Source organism: Bradyrhizobium sp. IC4060, from assembly GCF_020193715.1.
In the GTDB taxonomy this organism is placed as follows: domain Bacteria; phylum Pseudomonadota; class Alphaproteobacteria; order Rhizobiales; family Xanthobacteraceae; genus Bradyrhizobium; species Bradyrhizobium yuanmingense.
In genome coordinates this window covers 1-21,783 of sequence record NZ_JADYVJ010000020.1, presented here as the reverse complement: position 1 = coordinate 21,783, position 21,783 = coordinate 1, and the positions used below count along the sequence as shown (strand labels likewise).

16 protein-coding genes and 2 pseudogenes are annotated in these 21,783 nt (G+C 58.5%); 10 read left to right on the top strand and 8 right to left on the bottom strand.

The window, feature by feature from the left end; genetic code table 11:
- Positions 1 to 39: 39 nt before the first annotated feature.
- The gene (locus I6F16_RS34415) at positions 40 to 1,332 is read right to left on the bottom strand and encodes an MFS transporter (protein ID WP_225174394.1); all 1,293 of its coding nucleotides are present in this window, start codon (positions 1,330 to 1,332) and stop codon (positions 40 to 42) included.
- Between the two features lie 447 nt (positions 1,333 to 1,779).
- Positions 1,780 to 2,715 carry a cyclase family protein gene (locus I6F16_RS34410; RefSeq protein ID WP_225174393.1) on the bottom strand — a complete coding sequence of 312 codons (936 nt, stop codon included), beginning with the start codon at positions 2,713 to 2,715 and terminating at the stop codon, positions 1,780 to 1,782.
- On the opposite strand from I6F16_RS34410, the gene I6F16_RS34405 reads away from it, so the two are divergent.
- Positions 2,702 to 3,325 carry a hypothetical protein gene (locus tag I6F16_RS34405; protein ID WP_225174392.1) on the top strand — a complete coding sequence of 208 codons (624 nt, stop codon included), beginning with the start codon at positions 2,702 to 2,704 and terminating at the stop codon, positions 3,323 to 3,325. The genes I6F16_RS34410 and I6F16_RS34405 overlap by 14 nt on opposite strands.
- 176 nt (positions 3,326 to 3,501) lie before the next feature.
- On the opposite strand, the gene I6F16_RS34400 is transcribed toward I6F16_RS34405, so the two are convergent.
- Both I6F16_RS34400 and I6F16_RS34395 read right to left on the bottom strand, forming a co-directional pair.
- Positions 3,502 to 4,995: an NAD-dependent succinate-semialdehyde dehydrogenase gene (locus I6F16_RS34400; protein WP_225174391.1), complete on the bottom strand. Its 1,494-nt coding sequence runs from the start codon at positions 4,993 to 4,995 to the stop codon at positions 3,502 to 3,504.
- A 567-nt stretch (positions 4,996 to 5,562) separates the two neighbouring features.
- A complete protein-coding gene (locus I6F16_RS34395; RefSeq protein ID WP_225174390.1) occupies positions 5,563 to 6,039 on the bottom strand; it encodes an Lrp/AsnC family transcriptional regulator in 477 nt (158 codons plus the stop codon).
- A 1,049-nt stretch (positions 6,040 to 7,088) separates the two neighbouring features.
- Between I6F16_RS34395 and I6F16_RS38100 the strand changes: the two genes are divergently transcribed.
- Positions 7,089 to 7,595, top strand: a complete 507-nt coding sequence (locus I6F16_RS38100; RefSeq protein WP_346656604.1) for an IS3 family transposase — start codon at positions 7,089 to 7,091, stop codon at positions 7,593 to 7,595.
- Between the two features lie 299 nt (positions 7,596 to 7,894).
- Here I6F16_RS38100 and I6F16_RS34375 read toward each other — a convergent pair.
- Positions 7,895 to 7,975 (bottom strand): annotated as a pseudogene (locus tag I6F16_RS34375) (CoA pyrophosphatase); the annotation flags it as partial.
- A gap of 454 nt (positions 7,976 to 8,429) precedes the next feature.
- On the opposite strand from I6F16_RS34375, the gene I6F16_RS34370 reads away from it, so the two are divergent.
- Together I6F16_RS34370 and I6F16_RS38265 are read left to right on the top strand one after the other, a co-directional pair.
- Positions 8,430 to 8,696: a DUF3551 domain-containing protein gene (locus I6F16_RS34370; protein WP_225174388.1), complete on the top strand. Its 267-nt coding sequence runs from the start codon at positions 8,430 to 8,432 to the stop codon at positions 8,694 to 8,696.
- Between the two features lie 219 nt (positions 8,697 to 8,915).
- Positions 8,916 to 9,310 (top strand): annotated as a pseudogene (locus I6F16_RS38265) (alanine dehydrogenase); the annotation flags it as partial.
- A gap of 171 nt (positions 9,311 to 9,481) precedes the next feature.
- Here the strand turns inward: I6F16_RS38265 and I6F16_RS34365 are convergent.
- Both I6F16_RS34365 and I6F16_RS34360 read right to left on the bottom strand, forming a co-directional pair.
- Positions 9,482 to 11,134 (bottom strand): MFS transporter, encoded by a 1,653-nt coding sequence (locus tag I6F16_RS34365; RefSeq protein ID WP_225174387.1) that lies wholly within the window; start codon positions 11,132 to 11,134, stop codon positions 9,482 to 9,484.
- 495 nt (positions 11,135 to 11,629) lie between these two features.
- Positions 11,630 to 12,106, bottom strand: a complete 477-nt coding sequence (locus I6F16_RS34360) for an Lrp/AsnC family transcriptional regulator (protein ID WP_057025758.1) — start codon at positions 12,104 to 12,106, stop codon at positions 11,630 to 11,632.
- A 151-nt stretch (positions 12,107 to 12,257) separates the two neighbouring features.
- On the opposite strand from I6F16_RS34360, the gene I6F16_RS34355 reads away from it, so the two are divergent.
- The 6 genes from I6F16_RS34355 to I6F16_RS34330 all read left to right on the top strand — a co-directional run bounded on the left by I6F16_RS34355 (position 12,258) and on the right by I6F16_RS34330 (position 21,408).
- Complete coding sequence (locus I6F16_RS34355) at positions 12,258 to 13,772, top strand: NAD-dependent succinate-semialdehyde dehydrogenase (protein ID WP_225174423.1); 1,515 nt, start codon at positions 12,258 to 12,260, stop codon at positions 13,770 to 13,772.
- A 10-nt stretch (positions 13,773 to 13,782) separates the two neighbouring features.
- A complete protein-coding gene (locus I6F16_RS34350) occupies positions 13,783 to 15,180 on the top strand; it encodes an aminotransferase (RefSeq protein ID WP_225174386.1) in 1,398 nt (465 codons plus the stop codon).
- 487 nt (positions 15,181 to 15,667) lie between these two features.
- Positions 15,668 to 16,801: an ABC transporter substrate-binding protein gene (locus tag I6F16_RS34345; RefSeq protein ID WP_225174385.1), complete on the top strand. Its 1,134-nt coding sequence runs from the start codon at positions 15,668 to 15,670 to the stop codon at positions 16,799 to 16,801.
- Positions 16,786 to 18,540, top strand: a complete 1,755-nt coding sequence (locus I6F16_RS34340; protein ID WP_225174384.1) for an ABC transporter permease subunit — start codon at positions 16,786 to 16,788, stop codon at positions 18,538 to 18,540. Before I6F16_RS34345 ends, I6F16_RS34340 begins: the two co-directional genes overlap by 16 nt.
- A gap of 60 nt (positions 18,541 to 18,600) precedes the next feature.
- Positions 18,601 to 19,686 (top strand): ABC transporter ATP-binding protein, encoded by a 1,086-nt coding sequence (locus tag I6F16_RS34335; RefSeq protein ID WP_225174383.1) that lies wholly within the window; start codon positions 18,601 to 18,603, stop codon positions 19,684 to 19,686.
- A gap of 174 nt (positions 19,687 to 19,860) precedes the next feature.
- Positions 19,861 to 21,408, top strand: a complete 1,548-nt coding sequence (locus I6F16_RS34330; protein WP_225174382.1) for an acetolactate synthase large subunit — start codon at positions 19,861 to 19,863, stop codon at positions 21,406 to 21,408.
- A gap of 261 nt (positions 21,409 to 21,669) precedes the next feature.
- Here the strand turns inward: I6F16_RS34330 and I6F16_RS34325 are convergent.
- Positions 21,670 to 21,783, bottom strand: a 114-nt coding sequence (locus tag I6F16_RS34325) for a transposase domain-containing protein (RefSeq protein ID WP_225174422.1), incomplete at its 5' end; no start/stop codon positions are given.

Sequence of the window (21,783 nt, the reverse complement as noted above, 5' to 3'; positions counted from 1 at the left end):
GGACGGCGCGTTCAAGTGCCTTGTACCCAAGGTGCGGTGCTAGGTCGCAGGTTTGTCGTTGATCTCCTCGGCGCTGACCCGGCCCCCCACGTTGCGTACCGTTGGACTGAGACAAGCATAGGCAAGCAGGCCGGCGAGCACAATGGATTCGAGGAGAAACGGACCGGGAGGGAAAACCTCATAAAGGCTCACCGCGAACGGCGCGAAAAGCACATTAACACCACTGATCGCCCCAATAGCTCCGGCAACACGCGCCTGCTCTTTCATCGGAACGGAAAGGGACGCGCCGACGATGAAGCCCGGTCGGGCCAAGGAGAAGCCGAGGCTCGCCACGGCATAGCCCACGATGGCGATGGCATAATCTGGCGAGTGGGCGACCAAGACGCTGCCAAGCGAGGCCAGTCCGGCACCCCATCGCAATAGGGCCTTCGGCGTCATGCGGAAAATTGGGATGAGGCCCCAGAGCGCAACCAAACTGGCGAGAGCCCCGCAGACCATCGCAATCTCGATGTGGCCTTGCGCTATGCGCAGCAAGTCCTCCGATGGGAGCTCAGGTAGCGCTTTGCTCGTTTTGTCGATGATAAGAAAACCCAACGTCTGTGCCAGCGCATTCTGGCAAGCGAAGAGCAGGAAGCCGTAAGCGATGAAGGGAACAAAGTTGGAGCGGAGCCACCGCGGTCCACGCGCCGTCTTATCACTCCGAAGCGGTGGCTTCGTCGCCAAGATCGGCGCCTCATCTAGATAGCGGGCGACAATAATCAGCATTGTCGTGGCGATCAGGGCAAACGCGTACAGCGGCCCTGCGTATCCAAAGCTTTCGATAATGAAAAGTGGCGCCAGCACTGGGCCAACCACGGTGCCAAGGCTGGAAGCCCCAGCGGTGCTGGACATCCACCGCGTGCGCTCGGCAGGGCAGGTGCGCTCCGCGATATAGGTTTGGCTCGCCGGGCTGGTGGCCGAGCCGAAGAGCCCATAGATCGCACGACAGACGAGGAAACATCCGAAGACGATCGTGGGAGTTGTCAGGTGGGCCAGGCCGGCGCTTACCACCAGGCCGCAGAGCACCATGGAAACCGCAAAGCCAGCAAGGCCGATGATCATGAGGGGCTTACGACCACGCAGATCAGATTGACGAGCCCAGAACGGTGAGGTCACAGCCCACAATAGGGAGGAGAGCGAGAAAATGGCCGCCACCCTCGAATCCGCGATTCCAATCGAGCGGCCGATCGACGGAAGCACTGACTGCAAGCCAGTGTTGCCAATCGCGGTAGTTATAGAAAGACAGAAGATGATAGCGAAAGCGCGACGCGAGAGCCTGGGCATATCGGACATGTGGCGTTCTTGCTAACCTCGCCTGTTGCGAAAGTATTTGTCCGGCCGGCGTCCCACGTCTGTCAAAAGGGAAGGCAAGCTATCGAAACGCAGCTTATGCGGGTTTCGCGGCCGAATTTTTGTGTTGATCGTCCATGCTTGCCGAAGTTCTGCGTCTTGGACGTAAATTCAGGTGAAAGTCTTTCGCAGATCGGCAACGTTACATTCCACGGTACCGGTGCCCATTGCCCATGCTTACCTTCTCTCACGGCTATTTTTCCCGTAAAATACTCACTCCATTACTTACTTGTTTTTGCATCGCGGCCCTGCAAAGTTTGCAGCATGATCCACGCGAACGATGAGCCATGAGCGCTTCCTGCAAAGGCGCAATTAAAGTCGTGGTTTGAACGCGTTCTAAAGCGCTGCATCTTCGAAAGCCCGCGCCCACCCACAACTCTTAAGGCCAGCCTATTTCAGCGCGTGCGGGTTCACGGGCGAGCCAAAGCCGCCGGTAACCTCCAGAGGCGGAGCTGCAAGCAGGAAGCTGTACCGTCCGTCGGCGGCGCAGTCGGTAGCCAGCGCCTCTAGATTGAACATCTCGCCCAGCGGCATGCCCATGTCTCGCAGCGCCAGCATGTGGAAGGCGAGGGGCATCTCCGATGCCAGCCCCTCTGGATCCAGGATCTCGACAGCCATGTTGTCGGCGGCCACGGCGGCCAGCGATTTGTCGTGAGCCCACTCGGCGCAGGTATAGCTTAGGCCTGGCTGCATTCCCATAAAGCTGTCGCGATCTCCGTCTGCGGTGAACCACAGCATATGGCCAGTGCGCACCAAAAGGATGTCACCGGCTCCGACGCTCACGCTCTCCTTCTGGCAGGCGGCGTTCAGATCGTCGACCGTGATCGCGTAGTCGAGCGGCAGCCGCTCGACCCCCTTTAGCCGTGCGATGTCTAGGAGCACCCCGCGCGAAACAATGCCGGGGGCCGCCAGATGGTTGATACCCATCTTGAGCGCGCCGTTTTCGGTGAGGCATTCGCTCGCGTTGCAGCCATTGTAAAGATGGCCATCATAGTGAACATGGCCGAGCGCGTCCCATTGCGTTGAACATTGCAAGGGCATGTGGATGACGTCATCGGAGTAGCAGACGTCCGGCGCGGCGGGACTCATCGCGGTGAAAAGGTCGGTCGCGTAGACCATCGGGTTGAACCGCTTGCGTCCCAGCTGAGGCCCGTTCCGGTCGAACCGCAAACCGAGATTAAAGAGCTTGCCATCGCGCACCTGGGCGGCTGCGGTCTTCAGTGTTTCTGGCCCGATGTGGTTAAGCGTGCCGCGCTGATCGGCTTCGCCCCATCGCCCCCAGTTGCGCAGCTTATCGGCAAGAAAGTCAAAATTGACGGGCCGCATGGCCGGCTCCTTGTTTAGTCGCGAAATGTTGGGCCGCCTCGGACTGTTCGATGGAATGCCTCTTGGCTGGCTTGGCATTCTTGGTTGGCCAAACGGCGCCATCGCGAACTATTGCGCCGTCACGAAGCGCTTCTTCTGCGTGAGAAAGTTACCGATTCGCGAACAATTCTGGCCGCTTAAATCGAGCGGCGTCCTGACGAATTTCTGCGCCCGATCGCGTCGATGCGCAGCTTTCCACAAGTGTACCCGCCTCATGATGTACTCAGCAACGATCGATTGGGTGAGCGCCGTTTACGAAATCGAAACGCAACAGCATCAGCTGGCTCTCGCCGTTAGCCGCTGCCCATTCGCTGCAGCTGAAGAGTGTCACTCAGGAAAGCGAGATGTAGGCCAGTTGCTCCCGATCGCAAAGCAGCATTTGGCAGCCGTCGATCATCTAGAGTACCTGGACCTGGTCAATTACGCGAACCTTGAACCTATGAAAGCCCTTTGCGGACTGCGGCTACACTTTGCATGGCTACTTAGCCGCGTCAACTCGACTGATCTGCGATCTCATATTGCCGCTACTGACGATACTTATGACAGCGGGGACAGGAGGAGAAAATCGTGAGAGACCACGCCAAGATCATAGTGGTATGGCCAACAAAGCGGACCCCGTTCACCAGGACGAAGTAGGTAAGGCTTCCGGGATCGGATCTATAGGAGGTCGTCCGGAACTGGGACACCGAAAGCCCAAACAGGTTATCGCAAGGCTCGGGCGCGACCGCCGATAGATCATGCCTTCGGTCAAAGTCCCGCCATCATCACGTATTTGATCTCGACATATTCTTCCATGCCGTGGCGGGAACCTTCGCGACCAAGGCCGCTTTCCTTGACGCCGCCGAAGGGCGCGACTTCGGTCGTGATCAGGCCGGTGTTGATGCCGACCATGCCCGACTCCAGTGCCTCTGCCACGCGCCAGGCGCGGCCCAGATCCCGGGAGTAGAAATAGGAGGCGAGACCGAAGGGCGAAGCGTTGCACATTGCGATCACGTCGGCCTCGTCCTTGAAGCGGATCACCGGCGCCAACGGACCGAATGTCTCCTCCTGTGACACCAGCGAGTCCGGCGTGACGTCGGCGAGCACGGTCGGCTCGAAGAACGAGCGTCCCAGCGCATGTCGCTTGCCGCCGGTCACGACCTTGGCGCCGCGCTTAACAGCGTCCGCGATATGCCGCTCGATCTTGTCGACCGCCTCCATGTTGATCAGCGGCCCCTGCACCACGCCTTGTTCTGTCCCGTCGCCGATCTTCATCGACGCAACCTTCTTGGACAGCTTCTGCAAAAATTCGTCGTAGATTCCCGCCTGCGCGTAGAGCCGGTTGGCGCAGACGCAGGTCTGGCCCATGTTGCGGTATTTCGAGACCATGGCGCCTTCGACTGCTGCCTCGATGTCGGCGTCGTCAAACACCACGAAAGGCGCGTTTCCGCCGAGTTCGAGGCCGAGCTTCTTCACGCCGACCGAGGCTTGGCGATAGAGAATTTTTCCGACCTCGGTCGACCCGGTGAAGCCGAAGAAGCGCACGGCCGGGTGTTCGCACAAGACCTTGCCGATCGACCGCGAATCTCCGGTGATGACGTTGAAGACACCCTTGGGCACGCCGGCCTTCTCAGCGAGCGCGACAAGCGCCAGCGCCGAGAGTGGCGTTTCGCTGGCCGGCTTTAGCACCACCGTGCAGCCTGCGGCGAGCGCCGGCGAGACCTTGCGGGTGATCATCGAGTTCGGGAAATTCCACGGCGTGATGGCGCCGCACACGCCAATGGGCTGTTTGATCGCAAGCAATCTCGCATCCGGGCGCGGCGAGGGAATCGTTTCGCCATAGATGCGGCGCGCCTCTTCGGCAAAGAACTCGACATAGGCGCCACCGATATCGACCTCGCCAAGCGCCTCGGAGAGCGGCTTGCCCTGCTCCGAGGTCAGGATTAGCGCGAGATCCTCGCGATTGGCGACGATCAGTTCGTACCATTTGCGCAGAATGTTGGAGCGTTGCTTGGCTGTGTGGTTAGCCCATGTGGGGAACGCGCGTTCAGCAGCTTCCACGGCTCTCGTGCAGTCGTCGGTGGAGAGCTGCGGCACCTTGGCGAGCTCCATGCCGGTCGCCGGATTGTTCACCGAAAAGCTGGGCGGGCCAACCCAGGCGCCGTCAATGTAGCAGGCCTCCCGTAGGAGCGCCGGGTCCTTCAGACGGTCGCGCAGCATCGAGGGACCTTGCTTAGCTTTTGCGGCGGCGGTCGGGGTCATCCCGTTACTCCTGGCGGCTATCGAATCTGAGCAACCCGGACTTCCGTCGGTAGGGGAAAAAGGCCGCGCGAGACACCGCGCGGCCAAGTCAGGGAGGAAACGCCCAGAAGGGCGCTGAATAGGAGTGCTGTGAGTGGATGAACTCGCTGGCAACCCCAATCCTGCACGAAACGTCGTCAACTCGTGCAAGCGAACATCGCTTACTCATTTTTGCCTGAGGGTTGGCGGCGTTAGCCGGTGTATCCCGCAGTTTTTATGCGAAAATCTCGCCAAGCTCGCGGCAACTGCGACTTTGAAGCATTTCTCGCGAGATTGTTTGAACTTGTGTGCTGTTTGTCGGGGAACATCGAGCACACCGCTCGGTGTATTCGCGTGTACCCCTTGGCAGAGTCCGCTTCGGGAATTTACAGATCAATTGAGATTAGTCAGCGTCTCGTCAATGAGCGGCAGAGAAACATGTGGCTCGGCGATCTAGCGGACCTCACATTAAGCGGAAGTCTATCTGGGTAATCGCGGTAGTAACCACGATCGTGGGGCGGCTCGCTTTGCTAAAATCTGAATCCTCTATCAGTCCTCGGAGGGAGACTCGATCGGTACGGCAAAGCCCGCCTTTATCCGATCTAGCACGACCATCGTCTTGAATCCCTTTATGTCGGGGTTCACATAGAAAAATTTCCTGGTGAACTCCTCATAATCCTCCATGGTGCGGGCGGTAACATAAAGGACAAAGTCCGCATCGCCCGTGACGTAGAAGCCGTTGACGACTTCAACTGATGATTTAACGGCCTTCTTGAATTTGTCGATTATATCTGCGCGCTCGCGCTCCAGGCTCACAAGCACAAGCATTTGAATACGTCTGCCTACCGCCTTCGGCGAAACGATCGAGATGTCGGCCTCGATGATGCCTTCAGAACGAAGCCTCTTCAATCGGCGCTGACACGCGGTGGCAGAAAGGCCGGCCAGTTCGCCGACCTCCTCGGAAGTTACTCGGTTGTTTTTTTGCACGATCTCGAGGATGCGGGCATCTATCCGATCGTACTGCATAACCGGACCCCAACCTTGAGGTGAATTTCACCGCGAAAACGCCTCGCAGCGCAGGAATAACCTGAGACTATCCAGATTCGGGTATGTTTTCAACAAGTGACGGGAAGGTGATCGCGATGAGCCGTTGGCGGCTACGGCGAGCGCTGGCGCGACGTAATGGATGAGACCCGTTCACGCCTTGCGACTGCGTTGGCGCGTCAGGGCTCTCAGTTGGCGCCCCCCCGCTCTCACAGCTCGATCACGTTGCTCTCGAGAAAATCGAACGCCTACGAGCAACACCTTTACCGCCTCCGGGCGTCTTCGCCACATGCCTCGATGGTTTGGCCCTTGGCAAGCTCAAGGGAGCCTCTGAGCGCGGCACGTTCGAATAGAGCTGGCATGCCAGATGTCAGCTTAAAGCACGGTGTACTTCGAAGCGAAGAGTGGTTGTCCCAAATCGCGGGTGCGAGTTACGCGCCGCCAATGGAGTGCACCCCAAAAGTGAGACACGGGAAACTAGGGACAGTTCTCTAACGGAGAACGCATGCCCAACAAAATCATCCCCGTGTTTCCAGCCGAGAGTTCAAGCTCGAGGCGGTCCGTCGCATTCTGGTGGGTGAGCGCATAAGTGCTCTTTCCCAGGAGCTGAATGTGCTGCGTAAGGACCTCTATGCATGGCGCGATCTTTTTCGCGCCGGCGGGGAGCAGGCGCCGCGGCCGACCGGGCGCCCCAAAAGCGATGCCGTTGCGCCAAGCGTGAAGGAGCGGGCACGCGATGTTACGGCTGTCGACCCTGGTGCGCCGAGCGCATTGCCGAACTCGGGCGCAAGATCGTCCAGCAGCAGATTGAACGGGATTTTGTTCGGCAAGCCTTGCGGCGGGTCAAGGAAGCACGCCGGCCGAGCACCAGGCCTGGCGTGACGGGGTCTACGCGGTCATCCAGGCGATGACGATCCCCCCGCGGCAAGGCGAGCTGACGGTCGAGCGGATGTGCGTGCAGGCTGGCGTCAGTCGGGCCGGCTATTGCCGGCATTGGGACGGCGTCCGCCCCGCGTGCCGAAGAAACCGGCGTGCGAGACGCAATCCAGCGGCTGGCGCTGACGCATCGGCATTACGGGTATCGCCGGATCTCCGCGCAACTGCGGCGTGAGGGCTTTGCGGTGAATGGCAAACGCGTGCTGCGCCTGATGCGTGAGGACAATCTGCTGTGCTTGCGGCAGCGGCCGTTCGTGCTTGTGACGACAGACTCGCGCCACCCCTGGCGCGTGGTGCCGAATCTGGCCCGCGGCATGGTGCCTGATGGACTCGACCAGCTCTGGGTGGCGGACATCACCTCCATCCGCTGCAGGAGGAGTTCGCCTATCTCGCCATCATGCTCGACGCCTTCAGCCGGCGTGTGGTCGGCTGGACCTGGCCTTCGCCGCGCTCTCGATGGCACTGGCGGCGCGCCAGCCGACGCCCGGCAGCCTGATCCACCACTCCGATCGCGGTATCCAGCACGACTGCGGCGACTACGCGGACCTACTTCAGCGGCACGACATTGCCCCGAGCATGAGCCGGGTCGGCAATCCCTATGACAATGCCAAGGCGGAGAGCTTCATGAAGACCCTCAAACAGGAGAGGTCAACGGCCAGATTAACCGCGATGCGCAGCATGCCAGAAATGCAATCGCCACCTCCATCGAGGACGTGTACTATCGCCAACGGCTGCGCTCGGCTCTGGCCTACCGGCCGCCTGCCGAGTTCGAAGCAAATTTACCGCGATGCGGGGTCGCTGCGCAGCAGCATCGCGGCCGTAACCCATCACCCCGCCCAGCCGCCCCAGGCGCTCGGCTCCTGTCCCTGATATCGTGTCTCACATCAGTGGTGCAGTTCAGGAATTGATAAATTAGGGCAGCTGTCGGCGCGTGGATCAGGCTCTCCGGAGAATGAAAGCGGATCACGCGTCGCTCGCTATCCCTGCTGCGCCGGATCAGGCCGATCACGTTCCCAGGCGAGCTCAAGCTCGCTGAATCTTCCTGGGTCCTGCCAAGCTCCTTAAGTCGCTCACCTCAAGCGATGCGCGCTCGGTGGCACAAACTCGGCCCGAGATCGCCCCCTTCGGTCTTGATAAGCGCGCAGTAGATTGGCGCCCGTTCGAACCGATACCTATGCGGAGCGCGAGAGTTCTCGATCTCGGATTGAGTGTTGCCCCACAGTTTTCTGCAGCAAACGCGGCCGTCGCGCTTGGAAATGCCAATCCTTTCTGGGAAATAGCAGAAATTCTGCTCTAACTCGGGGCGCCTTTCACTGGGGTTTCCTTCGATGGCGATCGGCCAAACTGTCTTCGAAGCGTTTTTACCATTGACCAGGATCAGAACATCAATTTTAGATCTTCTATCCTCTCAAAACATAACGGAGGCTAGACGTCTCATGCGCAACCTCCTCTTTATCGGTGTGCTCGCACTTCCCATCCTCATCGGCTTTGGGTCGCCCTCGACCGCCGCTCCGCGGGTCCGTTCGTACATCCCGCCGGCTCGGCAGGACCTTTATTGCCTCCAGGGACGTAGCTGGGGATATCCGGGCAATTGCGAGTTCTCAACCTATGACCAGTGTATGGCCACTGCCTCCGGTACCTTAGCCTATTGCGGGATGAATCCGATTTACGCATTCCAGCGACAAGGAGGGTCATTGCGCTGATGTGCAATCGTCAGGCGTGATCGAGGCATAAGTCTTTGCTCATATAAATGGACCCGCCGTGCACGTTGAGCGTTGGTCTTTCGCTTGGTTGGACGTCGCCGTTCGAGTACGCTCGCGTCCTCAGTTGCATTGGGAGGCCAGGCAACAACGAAGCGGACGCAATGGCTTATCGTCGTCACGTATAACCGGGCATCCTTCCTCGCTCGTACCGGCCTCAATCTCATCAAATCTGGCTGCACCGCAATTGCCTATTAAACTGTGACCGACACGAACGTTGGCCTTCCTCTCCCCTATGAGCGAAGTCGTGGGAAGTCTTGCGATCGAATCATCGGGGGCGGCGCTGAAGCGGTCCGTTAGCGGAGGGGAGCTGCTGATGGCGGCGTGCCGGTCGTGCCATCCGCTCGCATCGTAGTGGTCGGCGGAACCGTTGTCGGCACTCTGCTGCACGGTTTTCGGCAGGCTTGGGCGCTGAGGTCACGATCTCGACAGTTCGATTCCCAGTGTTCTCGAACTGAACGAAATGTTCGAAGGCGAGTTCGTACCAGGTTCTCGACGATAGACTCCGTTGAAGAGGAGGTATTGCGGTGGACGTCGTCATTGGTGCCGTTCTCGTTTCCCGGCCCGAGTGAGCCGAAGAAGGGCAGCTTGGAGGTGGAAGTCCGCCACCCAGCTTGGTGACGGCGAAGGGTTAGCGAAGCGCAATGGTCGTCATCACGCCCGTGGCTCCTGAGTGCGGCTGCGTTGGAAGGGACTGCTAGTGCCTGCGCCGCGCCACCAATCAGCAGCTATAGCGCACTCGCGGCGCGATCGGGCACATCATCCTTCCACCGTACCGATCCAAACGGGCGCTCCAGCATGCGTCGGATACGAACGGGCTCCGGCCCAATGTGGAAAGCTGTCGCTTGCTCATCTAACGCACGCTCCGACTGAGTCCAGCGGTTGCGTTGGCGCAAATAATCGAGCCATGTCGGGCAATGATAGCGCTCGGTCCATAGCTCGGGGTCGGCTATATCACGGGCAATCGACCAACCATAGGCGCCGTTGCGTTGCCGGTAGAGCTGCACATCCTGCATGACGTTGTGGAAGGCTCGCGCATTTTCCGAGGCCACGCGATATTCGAGCTCAACCACCAGTGGGCCACTGCGGTAGGTTAATGGAAGTCGCACCTTGGGATCGGCAAGCATCTCGGCGTCCTCTCCGCGTTCGGTGATAGGCGGCATGCACAGCCAGCGCCCAAGAAGCGGTAAAAGCAGCATCAGTGCGGCCGAGATCAGCAGCGTGATATGGACGCCGACAGCATCGGTGAGACGGCCCCAGCCCCAACTGCCAATTGCAAGGCCCCCGCAGAACGAAGCTTGCCAAGCCGCTAGCGAGCGGCCCGCAACCCAGCGCGGGGCGGAGAGCTGCACGCCAATGTTGAACAGCGTCCACACTATCGTCCATACGGCGCCTGCCAAAACCAGCGCGGCGGCTGTCAATATCGCATTCTGACTGAGCGCGACCGCCGCGATCGCGCCGCTCATCGACAGTGTGCAAGCACGAACCGCAGCCTCGCCGCTCATACGCCTGCGCATCTCGCTAATGTTAAGAGCCCCAACCACTGCGCCCAACCCGAACGCACCTAGCATGACGCCGTAAGTTTGAGCGCCCCCGTGCAACAGGTCGCGAGCGACGATCGGCATTAGCGCTTGGAGTCCGCTTCCGACGAGGCCGGTTATCATGGTGCGAGCTATCACGATCTTGATCGAAGGCGAATTGGCGATGTAGCGCACGCCTGAGACAATGGCGCGGCTCAGGTTTTCCCGCGGCAGCCGCGCCGGCTCCGCGACACGTTTCCAGAGAAACAGCGCCACTGTCAGAGGTAGATAGAGAAATGCGTTGATTGCAAAGGCCGCTCCCGCGCCTGCTGTCGCAACAACAATTCCTCCGACCGCCGGCCCGAAGCTACGCGCGATGTTGTAGCTAATGCCATTCAGGGCAACCGCCGATGGCAGCATCTTCGCCGGAACCTGCTCGCTAACCGAGGAACTCCAGGCTGGTCCCATCAATGCCATGCCGCCGCCGACCACAAAGCAAAGCACCAGCAGCAGATTCGGTGTGGTAAGGCCCGACCAATCGAGCGCAGTCAGCGCTGTCGCACCGCAGAGCGCGATCGAGAGCGCAACCAGTGTCACAATCCGACGATCATACATGTCGGCGATAGCGCCGGCCGGCATAGCGATCAACATGACAGGAAGCAACAAGGCTGTTTGCACCAGCGCGACTTTATCGGCTGACGACGTCATCTCTGTCATGGCCCAAGCCGCGCCGACGCCTTGGATAAGTATACCGAGGTTCGACAGCAGGCTCGCCAGCCAAATCCGCCGGAAAGTGGGGTAGCGCAGGGGCGCGGTAATTCCATCGGCGATGGAAGTCTGGAGATCGGAAGGAGTGGTCATTTTTGGATTCACAGACCGTGTGCGGCAACCTGCCCGAGCTCAGTATTTATCGCGGAACGCTGAAGTCAGATTGGACGAGCGGCTCTGGCCCGCCCTCAAAGATCCGGAACTCGTGTTGCGCGCCCATTTCGTTTTAAGTTTGCTGCATCTGTCGCAACCCGCAAGCATAATATCCAGGTCTAGGAATAATGTGTCGCGCTCTGATTGGAGATTGTTCCGAGTTCTCTGACAGCTTTAGCATTGCTCCCGCGACGCAGTCATGTTCGATCAGGTCATCACGGCCATAACGTGCTTTGGCGTTTGCTCTCAAACGTCCGCGGCATCGGTTCACTCGGCTGCGATCCCGTTTGTTGGAGCAACGATGCGCCTCTACCTTAGAGAGAATCAGCATGACCAGATATTACAAGGACACTTGTGCTCGTTTCTCGCGTTATGCCCGGATGAGCGATGAAAAAAAGCGCGAAGCCTCAGAACAACGGTGCAAAGGCAGCAACTTCAATCCTCGTGAGGGGCCTCTACCGGGATCGCAAAACCAGCCTTTACGCGATCCATGACGACCATTGTCTTGAACCCTTTGATGTCAGGGTTCTCGTAGAAAAAACGTCGGGTGAATTGCTCGTAGTCTTCCATTGTCCGCGCCGTAATATAAAGCACGAAGTCAGCGTCCCCAGTGACGTAGAATCCGTTGACGACCTCAGCCGACGACTTAATCGCCTTCTTGAACCTGTCGATGATGTCTGCGCGCTCACGCTCGAGACTTACGAGCACGAGCATCTGAATAGGCCTCCCCACGGCCTTTGCCGAAACAATCGAGACGTCAGCCTCGATGATGCCGTCACATCGGAGCCTCTTCAAACGTCGTTGGCACGCAGTAGCAGAAAGCCCAGCAAGTTCGCCGATGATCTCAGATGTCAGGCGATTGTTCTTCTGCACAATCTCCAGGATGCGGGCGTCTGTTCGGTCGTATTGCATAAGTCGGGCTCCAGGTGAATTCCGCTCCAAAATGGCAAGGTCCTGCAGGAAACCGTCCAGGCGACGGTTAAAAGCGACGCAAATCTCTCTCTGACATTAGTATCCTGATTGCCAACAGAATTTCAACAAGATGACCGCCAAGGACTTCGAAATGGTTTCCCAAGCTGCCCGACCCAAAAGGCCGCCTCTAGTCGGGCTAGCTAAGGGGCATCTCGAAAATCTGCGCCGTCGAGATTTTGTCGCGGGGGCGGCTCTGATCGATGGGCGCTGGATTGGGGGTAACCAAAGAGACGTTGTCGTCGATCCCGCAACTGGCGAAGTGATCGCCGAAGTTGCTCGTTGCGGCGCCGAAGATGTAAATCTTGCGATCGACGCAGCGCAACGATCTTTTGCTCAATGGCGAGAGCTGCTGCCAGAGAAGCGGGGTGCGATTCTCAGGACTTGGGCCTCATTAATGCTCGCCCATGCGGAGGAGCTTGCCGTCCTCCTAACTTGCGAGCAGGGCAAGCCGCTCGCGGAAGCAAGGTACGAAATTGGATATGGTGCGGGATTTCTCCAGTGGTTTGCCGCAGAGGGCGAGCGCGCCTATGGTGAGACGATCCCAAGCCATAAGCCTGGAAGCGTGCTTCAGGTAAGGATGCAGCCCGTTGGTGTTGCGGCGGCAATCACTCCTTGGAATTTTCCTGTCGCCATGATTACGCGAAAGGCCGGAGCCGCCATGGCGGCTGGCTGCCCGGTCATCGTGAAGCCTGCGCCCGAGACGCCGCTCTCAGCACTTGCCCTGGCGAGGTTGGCTGAAGAGGCTGGAGTTCCAGGCGGCGTGTTTCAAGTGCTCGTCGGCAATCCAATCGAACTCTCAAAACCGCTGTTGCGGGATGAAAGGGTGCGAGCCCTTTCGTTCACGGGGTCTACAGAAGTTGGTCGTTTGCTACTGGAGGGGGCGGCGCAGACGGTAAAAAAGGTCTCTCTCGAGCTCGGAGGGCATGCCCCTTTCATTATCTTTGACGATGTCGATCTCGATAAGGCCGTTAAGGGTGCTATGGCCGCAAAGTTCGCCACGTCAGGGCAGGACTGCTTGGCGGCCAATCGCATCTATGTACAAAGAGGCATTTATAGTGCCTTTGTCGAAAATTTTGCGGCGGCAATCACCGGGCTCAAAGTTGGTCATGGGTTGGATTCTGCGACTGATATCGGACCGATGACGAAGTCGTCCGTGGCCGATAAGTGCAAGGCTCAGATTAGTGACGCGGTGGCAAAAGGGGCGCGGGTTGTTTCTGGGAAGCAAGACCGCGTGTTCGGACAGAACTTCGTCTGTCCAACATTGCTGAGCGATGTCACTGACGACATGCTCATTTCGAGCGAGGAGACATTCGGCCCGGTGGCCGCAGTACTTCCGTTCGACTCCGAGGAGGAAGTTCTGGCCCGAGCCAACTCCAGTGAAATGGGCTTGGCCGCCTATGTCTACACCGACAGCTTGCGACGAGCGCTACGACTTTCTGAGAACATCGAGTACGGAATGGTTGGCATCAATACGGCCTCATTCACTGGACCGCCAATTCCGTTTGGAGGTTGGAAGCAATCCGGCCTCGGTCGCGAAGGTTCGCGACATGGCATTCAGGAATACATGGAACTGAAATACGTCTGCTTCGGCGACTTGGCGGATTAGGAGAAATGGTATGAACGATAACAAGACGATCGCCGAAAAAGATCGCGCGACTGTTCTGCACCCCTTCACCCAACTTAAGGATTTTGCCACCGGCAAAATTGGTGATCCGACAATCGTCACCGGCGGGAAGGGTATTCGCATCGCAGACGCCAAGGGACATAGCTACATCGATGGCTTTGCTGGGCTTTACTGCGTCAATATTGGGTACGGCCGGACCGAGGTGGCCGAGGCGATTGCGCGGCAGGCCTACAAATTGGCCTACTACCATACATATGCTGCCCACACGACTGACGAGCTGGCTATCCTCTCGGATCGCCTCGTGCGAATGGCGCCTGGTAAACCAAGCAAAGTCTTTTACGGGCTATCCGGATCAGACGCGAACGAGACCCAAGCTAAGCTTGTCTGGTATTACAACAACTTGCGCGGTCAGGCCAAGAAGAAGAAGATTATCTCCCGCGAACGCGGCTACCATGGTTGCTCTGTCGTTTCCGGCTCGATGACCGGTATGTCGTTCTACCATGATCACATGGACCTGCCCTTTCCGGGCATCTTGCACACAGGCGCGCCCCACCACTACTGGGGTGCCGAGCTAGGTGAGACGGAAGAGGCCTTCTCTCGTCGACGTGCGGCTGAACTAGAAGAAATGATCGTGCGTGAGGGGCCAGAAACGATCGGCGCCTTTATTGCTGAGCCGGTGTTGGGTACAGGAGGAATCACGCCGCCGCCCCAGGGTTACTGGCGTGAAATTCAAGCGGTGCTGCGACGCTACGACGTTCTTTTGATCGCAGATGAAGTGATTTGTGGATTCGGTCGCACCGGCGCTGAGTTCGGCAGCACTCTTTATGGAATGGAGCCCGACCTTGTAACAGTGGCCAAGGGTCTGACCTCCGGTTACATGCCACTCTCGGCGGCAATCGTTGGCGAGAGGGTCTATGCAGTCATGGAAGAAGCCGCGGATCGTGTTGGTGCATTCTCCCACGGCTATACTTATTCAGGCCATCCGATCGCGGCCGCAGCAGCTAACGCGGTCCTCGATATCGTGGAGAAGGAGCAACTAGGCGAACGGGCGAGAATCGTGGGCGCGCATTTCTTGACGCGGCTCAAGGAGCGGTTTGCGCAGCTGGAGATTGTCGGGGAAGTAAGAGGCGTAGGCTTACTCGGTGCCGTAGAGTTCGTCGCTGATCGCCAGACGAAACGACGCTTTGACCCGCAGCTCAAGGTGGGCGCCCGCATCTCCAAGGCGGCTCGCGACAGGGGGCTTATCGCGCGAGCAATGCCGCATGGAGACATTCTAGGTTTCGCTCCACCTCTCGTCGTTTCCGAACATGAGATAGATGAGATCGTCGAACTCGCCTATCGCGCGACGAAGCAAGTGATGGACGAGCTTACGAAGGAATCGGCAATTTAAACCAATTCTTGTATTCCCGATCTGAAATCGGCTGTCTCTCCAATTCGCTGATCTTCGTCAGGTTTGTTGCAGCCGGAAGAAGAGGGGCTGACGTCGCGAAGGAGGGGGCTGCCGAACCGCTCAATGGCACGCCCGGGCAGCTTGGGCATCATGATGATCGTGCTTGCCGGTTTTTTGGGGGGATCATCGCGTGACCGTGGTTTGCGGCTGTGCCGGCGTCGTCTGATAACGCGGTCGCCGCCTACCAGCAGCATCGCGAACGTCTTGGTTAAGAGACGGACGTGGAGTGCATGTAGGGTCCTTGGTGCAGTACTAAGATAGCCTCCTAATTGGATGGTGAAATCGTAGAGAGAGGTAAGCTGCTAGTTGCGGTTTTTCCCCGCGATTCGTCGCCTCCTTGCCGTTTTTGCGCGTCAATATGGCCTTGGACGGTGTAAATTGTTTCAGCAAACGATGTAGGGGTGTGTCAACTAAGGGAGGAGGTGCCATGATAAAGAAGGATCGTATTGTCGGTTTACATCGTGGCCTGAGCCGGCGCTCATTTCTCGAGTCGGCTGCGGCTTTACTGAGCCTGCCGTTCGTTGCGAGGGCTACTGCAGCCTGGGCGCAGGAAAAGCTTGCTGGCAGCGGGGAAGTTGTCGTCTTCAGCTACGGCGGATCGTACACCCAGGCCGCGAGAAAGTACGTTTATGAGCCCTTCACAAAGGCGACGGGCATTGCTGTGGTCGACGTGACCGCTGACATTGCCGAACCTCAAGTGAGGGCGATGACCCGCGCCGGGCGCGTCGATTGGGATGTCGCGTTGATTGACGGGCAAAACTACCCCACGATGCATGATGCTGGTTTGTTTCAGTCCATTGACTACGGTTTGTGGGATGATGAAGCACTCAAGGGCACACCGCAAAGCGCCCGCCTCAGTGACGCGGTCGTTGCATTCCGTTCGACGACGTTGCTCGCTTATGATGAACGATCCTTCCCGAAGGGGGGGCCGCAAAACTGGGCCGATTTTTGGAACGTCAAGGCTTTCCCCGGGCCGCGCGGCCTCAGCAGTGTCGCTAGGCATATGGTCTTGGCACTCGCGGCTGACGGCGTGCCAAACTCGGATCGTTGGCCACTGACCGATGACAAGGTCGAAAGGGCTCTTAAGAAGCTCTCGGAAATCAAGCCGAATGTCGCGAAATGGTGGACGGCGGGAGGCGAGCCTGTTCAAGCGTTGATCAATCGGGAGTTCGTGATGACGAGCTGCTACGATGGTCGTGCGGTGTCGGCCATTCGCCAGGGAGCGCCTATTCGCATGGTGTGGAGCGGTGGAAATCTGGTCTATGTCTATTGGACCGTGCTCAAAGGTGGTCCTAACAGCGGAAATGCACAAAAGCTGGTTGCGTACCTGAACCGGGCTCAAAGTGCCGCGGCATTCACGATGGGCACAAACCTTACGGGCCCAAATGTGAATCAGCTCCAGCATTTGCCGGCGGATCTCGTTCCGCTTCTCAGTATTACTGAGGACAATGCATCCCAGCTGGTGGCTCAGGATGATGCTTGGCTCGCCGCCAAGCGCCCTGACGGCAAGACCAATGTAGACCATCTCCAGGAGCGCTGGCTGGCATGGCGGGCACAATGAGTTCAATGGCAATCAAAGGTCGAGCGCAATCCTCGCTACCGTGGCCCACGCCATGGGCCTGGCTATTGCTGCCTGGAAGCGTCTTCCTCGTGGTGCTCTTTGTCGTGCCGCTCGCGGGGCTTCTGTTGCTTGCGTTCGGGATGCCAAATTGGACTCTCGCGAATTTTGCGCGCATCGGCGACACCCCTGTCTATCTGACCGTGATGCGTAACACGCTGGAGATCAGCGTGACAGTGACTGCGCTCGCCTTCGTGCTTAGCTATCCCATCGCCTACGCGCTCACGACGGGCGGAACGATATTGCGCACCTTTTTGCTCATTGCGGTCGTGCTGCCCTATTTCACCAGCACTTTGGCACGGACCTTCGCCTGGATTGTTCTTCTTGGGCGCAATGGCGTCGTTAACCAGTTCCTGCTGGAGCTCGGCTGGGTATCCCAACCCATCCCGCTGCTTTACAACCGATTTGGTGTGATCCTCGGCATGACCCACATTGTCATGCCGATGATGATCCTGCCGATGTACACGGTCATGTCTAGCATTGACCCGAAACTTATGCGCGCTGCGAGGGCGAATGGAGCGAGCCCGCTCGCCGCCTTCCTCACCATCTTTCTACCGCTGAGCCTGCCGGGCCTCATTGCGGGGGTTCTGCTTGTCTTCATCTATTGTCTCGGTTTCTACATCACACCCGCGTTGATGGGGGGGCTGTCAGACGTCATGATCACCATGGCGATCAGCTCGCAGATCCTGGAGCAGCTCAATTGGAATTTCGGCGCTGCGCTTTCCGTGGTCCTCCTGCTCGCCGTCCTGAGCTTATTGTGGATTGGCTCGCGCTTCTTCCCCATTGAGCAGCTGCTGGGATTCTCAGACGGCAAGCTTGGTTCAAGCGTTACTCGCCGCCAGATGGGTGCCAAAATGTTGATGCGGATCGGCTCCGCGACAAACGCTCTTGATCGCTGGTTTCCTTCGATGAGAGGTCTTGGTGTCCCGATTCTGGCAAGCTTTCTGGCTGTACTTCTCCTGGTGCCGGTACTGATCGTTGCGTATTTGTCGTTCAGCGCCTCGTCCTACTTTGTCTTTCCCTTGCCGGGTTACTCGCTGCGCAACTACGAAGCCTTTCTTTTCGATCCGCTGTGGGTGCGCGCGACCTTCACTAGCATCCGCATTGCGTTGATGGCCGTTGCGATGGCAACTGCGCTGGGCGCCATGCTTGCCTTCGGTCTGTCGCGCGGCGCCATGCCAGGTCGTGGAACTATGATCGCGCTCTTGCTGTCACCGATTATTATGCCGACCGTTATCGTGGCCGTCGCGACCTATTTTTTGCTGGCGCGGTGGGGTCTGCAGGGCACCGAGTTCGGCCTGGCACTCGGTCACGCGGTCCACGCCATTCCCTACGTGGTGGTGATTGTGGTTGCCAATCTGCGCGACCTTAACCCGAGCTACGAACGTGCGGCCCGCAGCCTTGGTGCCGGGCCTTGGGCCACCATGCGCACAATCGTCGCGCCGCTGGTCCTGCCAGCGCTCATCGTTGCTAGTTTCTTTGCATTCCTGGCCTCGTTCGACGACGTTGTCTACGTGCTGTTCCTTGGCATCGGAAAGATCACGACCTTGCCAATGCGCATGTGGGAAGGAATTCGGCAGGACATCAGTCCCACCATTGCTGCCGTAGCCACGCTGCAGATGCTGCTTGCGACCATCGTGATCGTCGTCGGTACCCTGCTGAGACGGCAAAAAAATACCTGACCGCCCTGACTGGGTCGGAAGGTCAAGGAAAACCAACGACGAATTCCCTAGGGAGCTGAAATGTTGATGAAAGCGACCGCGAACGGAACTGACGTGAAAACCGCAGGCATTACGCTGTATAACTTGCAGAAGCGTTACGGTAGTGCGATGGCCGTTGACGATGTCAGTCTTTCCGTATCACCTGGAGAGTTCATCTCCTTGTTGGGGCCCAGCGGATCGGGAAAGACAACGACCCTGATGATGATCGCCGGCTTCGAGATGCCGGACAGCGGTCGGGTTCTGTTGGGCGACAAGGATATCACGCGTTTGCCGCCTCATCGTCGAGAACTTGGCGTGATATTCCAGAACTATGCACTTTTTCCGCACATGACAGTCGCGGAGAACGTTGCGTATCCGCTTCGGATGCGGCGTATGGCAAAGGCGGAGATCGAAACTAGGGTGCATCGCATCCTCGATCAGGTGCATCTCGGTACGTTGGCCTCCCGCTACCCACACCAAATGTCCGGCGGTCAGCAGCAGCGAGTGGCGATAGCGCGGGCACTGGTTTTCGATCCGCCCGTTCTTCTGCTCGACGAACCCTTGGGCGCGCTGGACAAGAAGCTGCGCGAGCATCTCAGGAACGAGATCAAGACGTTACACAAAGAGGTCGGCAAGACGATGATCTACGTCACGCACGACCAGGATGAGGCGCTTGCTATGTCCGACCGTGTCGCGGTGATGCACGAGGGGCGGATCCGCCAAGTCTCGGCGCCGAAGGACATTTATCGTAGGCCGGCCGATTTGTTCGTGGCGGGTTTCGTTGGTGAGGTCAATCTCATCCCTGTTAAGCTCAAGTCCGGCATCGTGCACGGTCCTGCGGGTGAAAGCCTGCCCTCTCCGCCGTGGCAGCATGCGGATAGGGATGCGACTCTGTGCGTGCGCCCGGAACATTTGCATCTGGATGCGAGCGCTGGTCCATCCCGCGGAATTCAGGGACGCATCAGCGGCATGACGTTCGTTGGTGATGCGACGGTCCTGGAATTCCGGAGCGAAACGGGGTTGCAACTGCGATCGAAGGTGCTGAACGTATCGGACCATTCCATGGAGGTGGGCGATCCCTGCGTAGCCTCTTGGGTTGCGAACGACGCAACAATCCTGACAGATTAACTTGCCCGATTAGTCGTATCGAACTTTGGTCCTGGTTTGCAATCTGGCGCCCGCCTCGCAATCCAGATGCGTAAGCGCGGGGCTTTCGCAGCCGTCTCTTTTTTATCGCTCTGCCCGCGATCTAACGATGTGCTTCGCGGCGGTGCGATGTAAGTAACACGAGGAACTTATCCAATGAACGGCGCTGAAAGTCTGGTTCGTACGCTCGTTGCCGCAGGCGTGGACACCTGCTTTGCAAATCCAGGCACCTCCGAGATGCATTTTGTAGCGGCCCTCGACCGCGTCGATGGTATGCGCTGCGTGCTCGTGCTCTTCGAGGGAATCGCTACTGGTGCTGCGGACGGTTATGCGCGTATGGCCGAAAAGCCGGCCGCCACTCTTTTACACCTTGGCCCAGGCTTGGCGAATGGCCTTGCCAATCTGCATAACGCCACCAAGGCGTCCAGCCCAATCGTCAATATCGTGGGAGATCACGCAACATACCATCTCAACTATGATGCACCGCTCACGTCAGATATTGAAGGGGCAGCGAAGCCATTTTCTGGCTGGGTCCGTACCTCCCCCGATTCAACGCGTGTTGCGGCCGATGGCGCCGCGGCCATCGCGGCGGCGCGTACCCCACCCGGTCAGGTCGCAACCCTCATTCTTCCGGCCGATACCGCCTGGAATGAAGGCGGTGGCCCCGCTGCTGTGGCCGAAGCACCCAAAAGAGTACGGGTTTCGCAGGATCGCATCAAGGATGTTGCCAAGGCACTCCGTTCCGGCGAGCCCGCGATGGTCCTGTTGGGTGGACTTGCGCTTCGGGAGCGCGGCCTTGATCTGGCAGGGCGCATATGTGCCAAGACCGGTGCGAAAATCATGGCGCAAACATTTGTTGGCCGGATTGAGCGTGGCGCTGGCCGCGTTCCGGTCGATCGCCTTCCGTACCCAGTCGACCAGGCGCGTGCGGCACTTGCGGGACTTAAGCATCTTATCCTGGTGGGTAGCCGCATCCCGGTGGCCTTCTTTGCCTACCCCGACAAGCCAAGCTTGATGGCTTCTGAGGAGACCGACTTTTTGACGCTTGCGCGTGGTGAGGAAGACGCGTTGGATGCGCTCGAGAAACTTGCGGACGAATTGGATGCTCAATCAGTTCCGAGTCAGGCCGCGAAGCTGGTGCCGCCGTCGTTAGCCATTGGGGCAATTACGGGCCCCAGCCTCTCGCAGTCACTCGGCGCGTTGATTCCCGAAAATGCGATCGTGGTCGATGAATCGATCTCGACTGGCGGTGGCTTTTTCGCTGCAACCTGGAATTCGCGGCCCCATACTTGGCTCCAGAACATGGGCGGATCGATTGGACTTGGCATGCCCATGGCCACGGGCGCTGCGATTGCCTGCCCGAATAGACCTGTGCTCAACCTGCAGGCGGATGGCAGCGCGATGTACGCCATTCAATCACTGTGGACCCAGGTGCGTGAGGGCCTCAACATTACGACGGTGCTGTTCAATAACAGATCATACGCTTGCCTCAGAGATGAACTGGCCAAGGTGGGCGCGCAAAATGTCGGGCGCAAGGCTTTGGATATGCTCGATCTCAGCCGGCCCGACATCGATTTTACCGGATTGGCAAAAAGTATGGGTGTGGCGGCGGCCCGGGTGACCACGATGGATGACTTCAATATCGAGGTGGCGCGCGGACTGGCGACGCCCGGACCTTATCTGGTCGAAGTACTGATCACCTAAGCGGTCAGGTCCTCTGCCCTAGGCGAACATCGAATGCGCTTAGGCCCATGTGCCATTGGTTGAAGAGGGTGAGGACCTAATTTGACTGATCGCGAACAGCGAGTAGCTGTAGCGCGTCGATATGGGAAGGCGCGGCAATCTGGATGGCGGGTCAGTGTCGCGACGGAGAGATGATTGCGGCGCACAATGTCGCGCGCAAAAGTTTTGTTGAAGTCCGGCGATCCATCCTGATCGCCGCGCGACGGAGTGTAAGCGTCGTTCTCAGGCCACGGCTTTGAGGTCGTGACGGCAATAAGCCCACGGAAGCAGCTCATCGATGTTGCTGTTTGGATGGCCGTTGACGATCCTGGTGAAGGCATCGGTCAGATAGGCAAG

Excerpts from the sequence above, each read along its gene's own strand:
- I6F16_RS34370 (WP_225174388.1), top strand. The coding sequence starts at position 8,430 with ATGCGCAACCTCCTCTTTATCGGTGTGCTCGCACTTCCCATCCTCATC.
- I6F16_RS34340 (WP_225174384.1), top strand. The coding sequence starts at position 16,786 with ATGGCGGGCACAATGAGTTCAATGGCAATCAAAGGTCGAGCGCAATCC.
- I6F16_RS34335 (WP_225174383.1), top strand. The coding sequence starts at position 18,601 with ATGTTGATGAAAGCGACCGCGAACGGAACTGACGTGAAAACCGCAGGC.
- I6F16_RS34410 (WP_225174393.1), bottom strand. The coding sequence starts at position 2,715 with ATGCGGCCCGTCAATTTTGACTTTCTTGCCGATAAGCTGCGCAACTGG.
- I6F16_RS34400 (WP_225174391.1), bottom strand. The coding sequence starts at position 4,995 with ATGACCCCGACCGCCGCCGCAAAAGCTAAGCAAGGTCCCTCGATGCTG.
- I6F16_RS34365 (WP_225174387.1), bottom strand. The coding sequence starts at position 11,134 with ATGACCACTCCTTCCGATCTCCAGACTTCCATCGCCGATGGAATTACC.
- I6F16_RS34330 (WP_225174382.1), top strand. The coding sequence starts at position 19,861 with ATGAACGGCGCTGAAAGTCTGGTTCGTACGCTCGTTGCCGCAGGCGTG.
- I6F16_RS34415 (WP_225174394.1), bottom strand. The coding sequence starts at position 1,332 with ATGTCCGATATGCCCAGGCTCTCGCGTCGCGCTTTCGCTATCATCTTC.
- I6F16_RS34355 (WP_225174423.1), top strand. The coding sequence starts at position 12,258 with ATGGTTTCCCAAGCTGCCCGACCCAAAAGGCCGCCTCTAGTCGGGCTA.
- I6F16_RS34345 (WP_225174385.1), top strand. The coding sequence starts at position 15,668 with ATGATAAAGAAGGATCGTATTGTCGGTTTACATCGTGGCCTGAGCCGG.
- I6F16_RS34360 (WP_057025758.1), bottom strand. The coding sequence starts at position 12,106 with ATGCAATACGACCGAACAGACGCCCGCATCCTGGAGATTGTGCAGAAG.
- I6F16_RS34350 (WP_225174386.1), top strand. The coding sequence starts at position 13,783 with ATGAACGATAACAAGACGATCGCCGAAAAAGATCGCGCGACTGTTCTG.
- I6F16_RS34395 (WP_225174390.1), bottom strand. The coding sequence starts at position 6,039 with ATGCAGTACGATCGGATAGATGCCCGCATCCTCGAGATCGTGCAAAAA.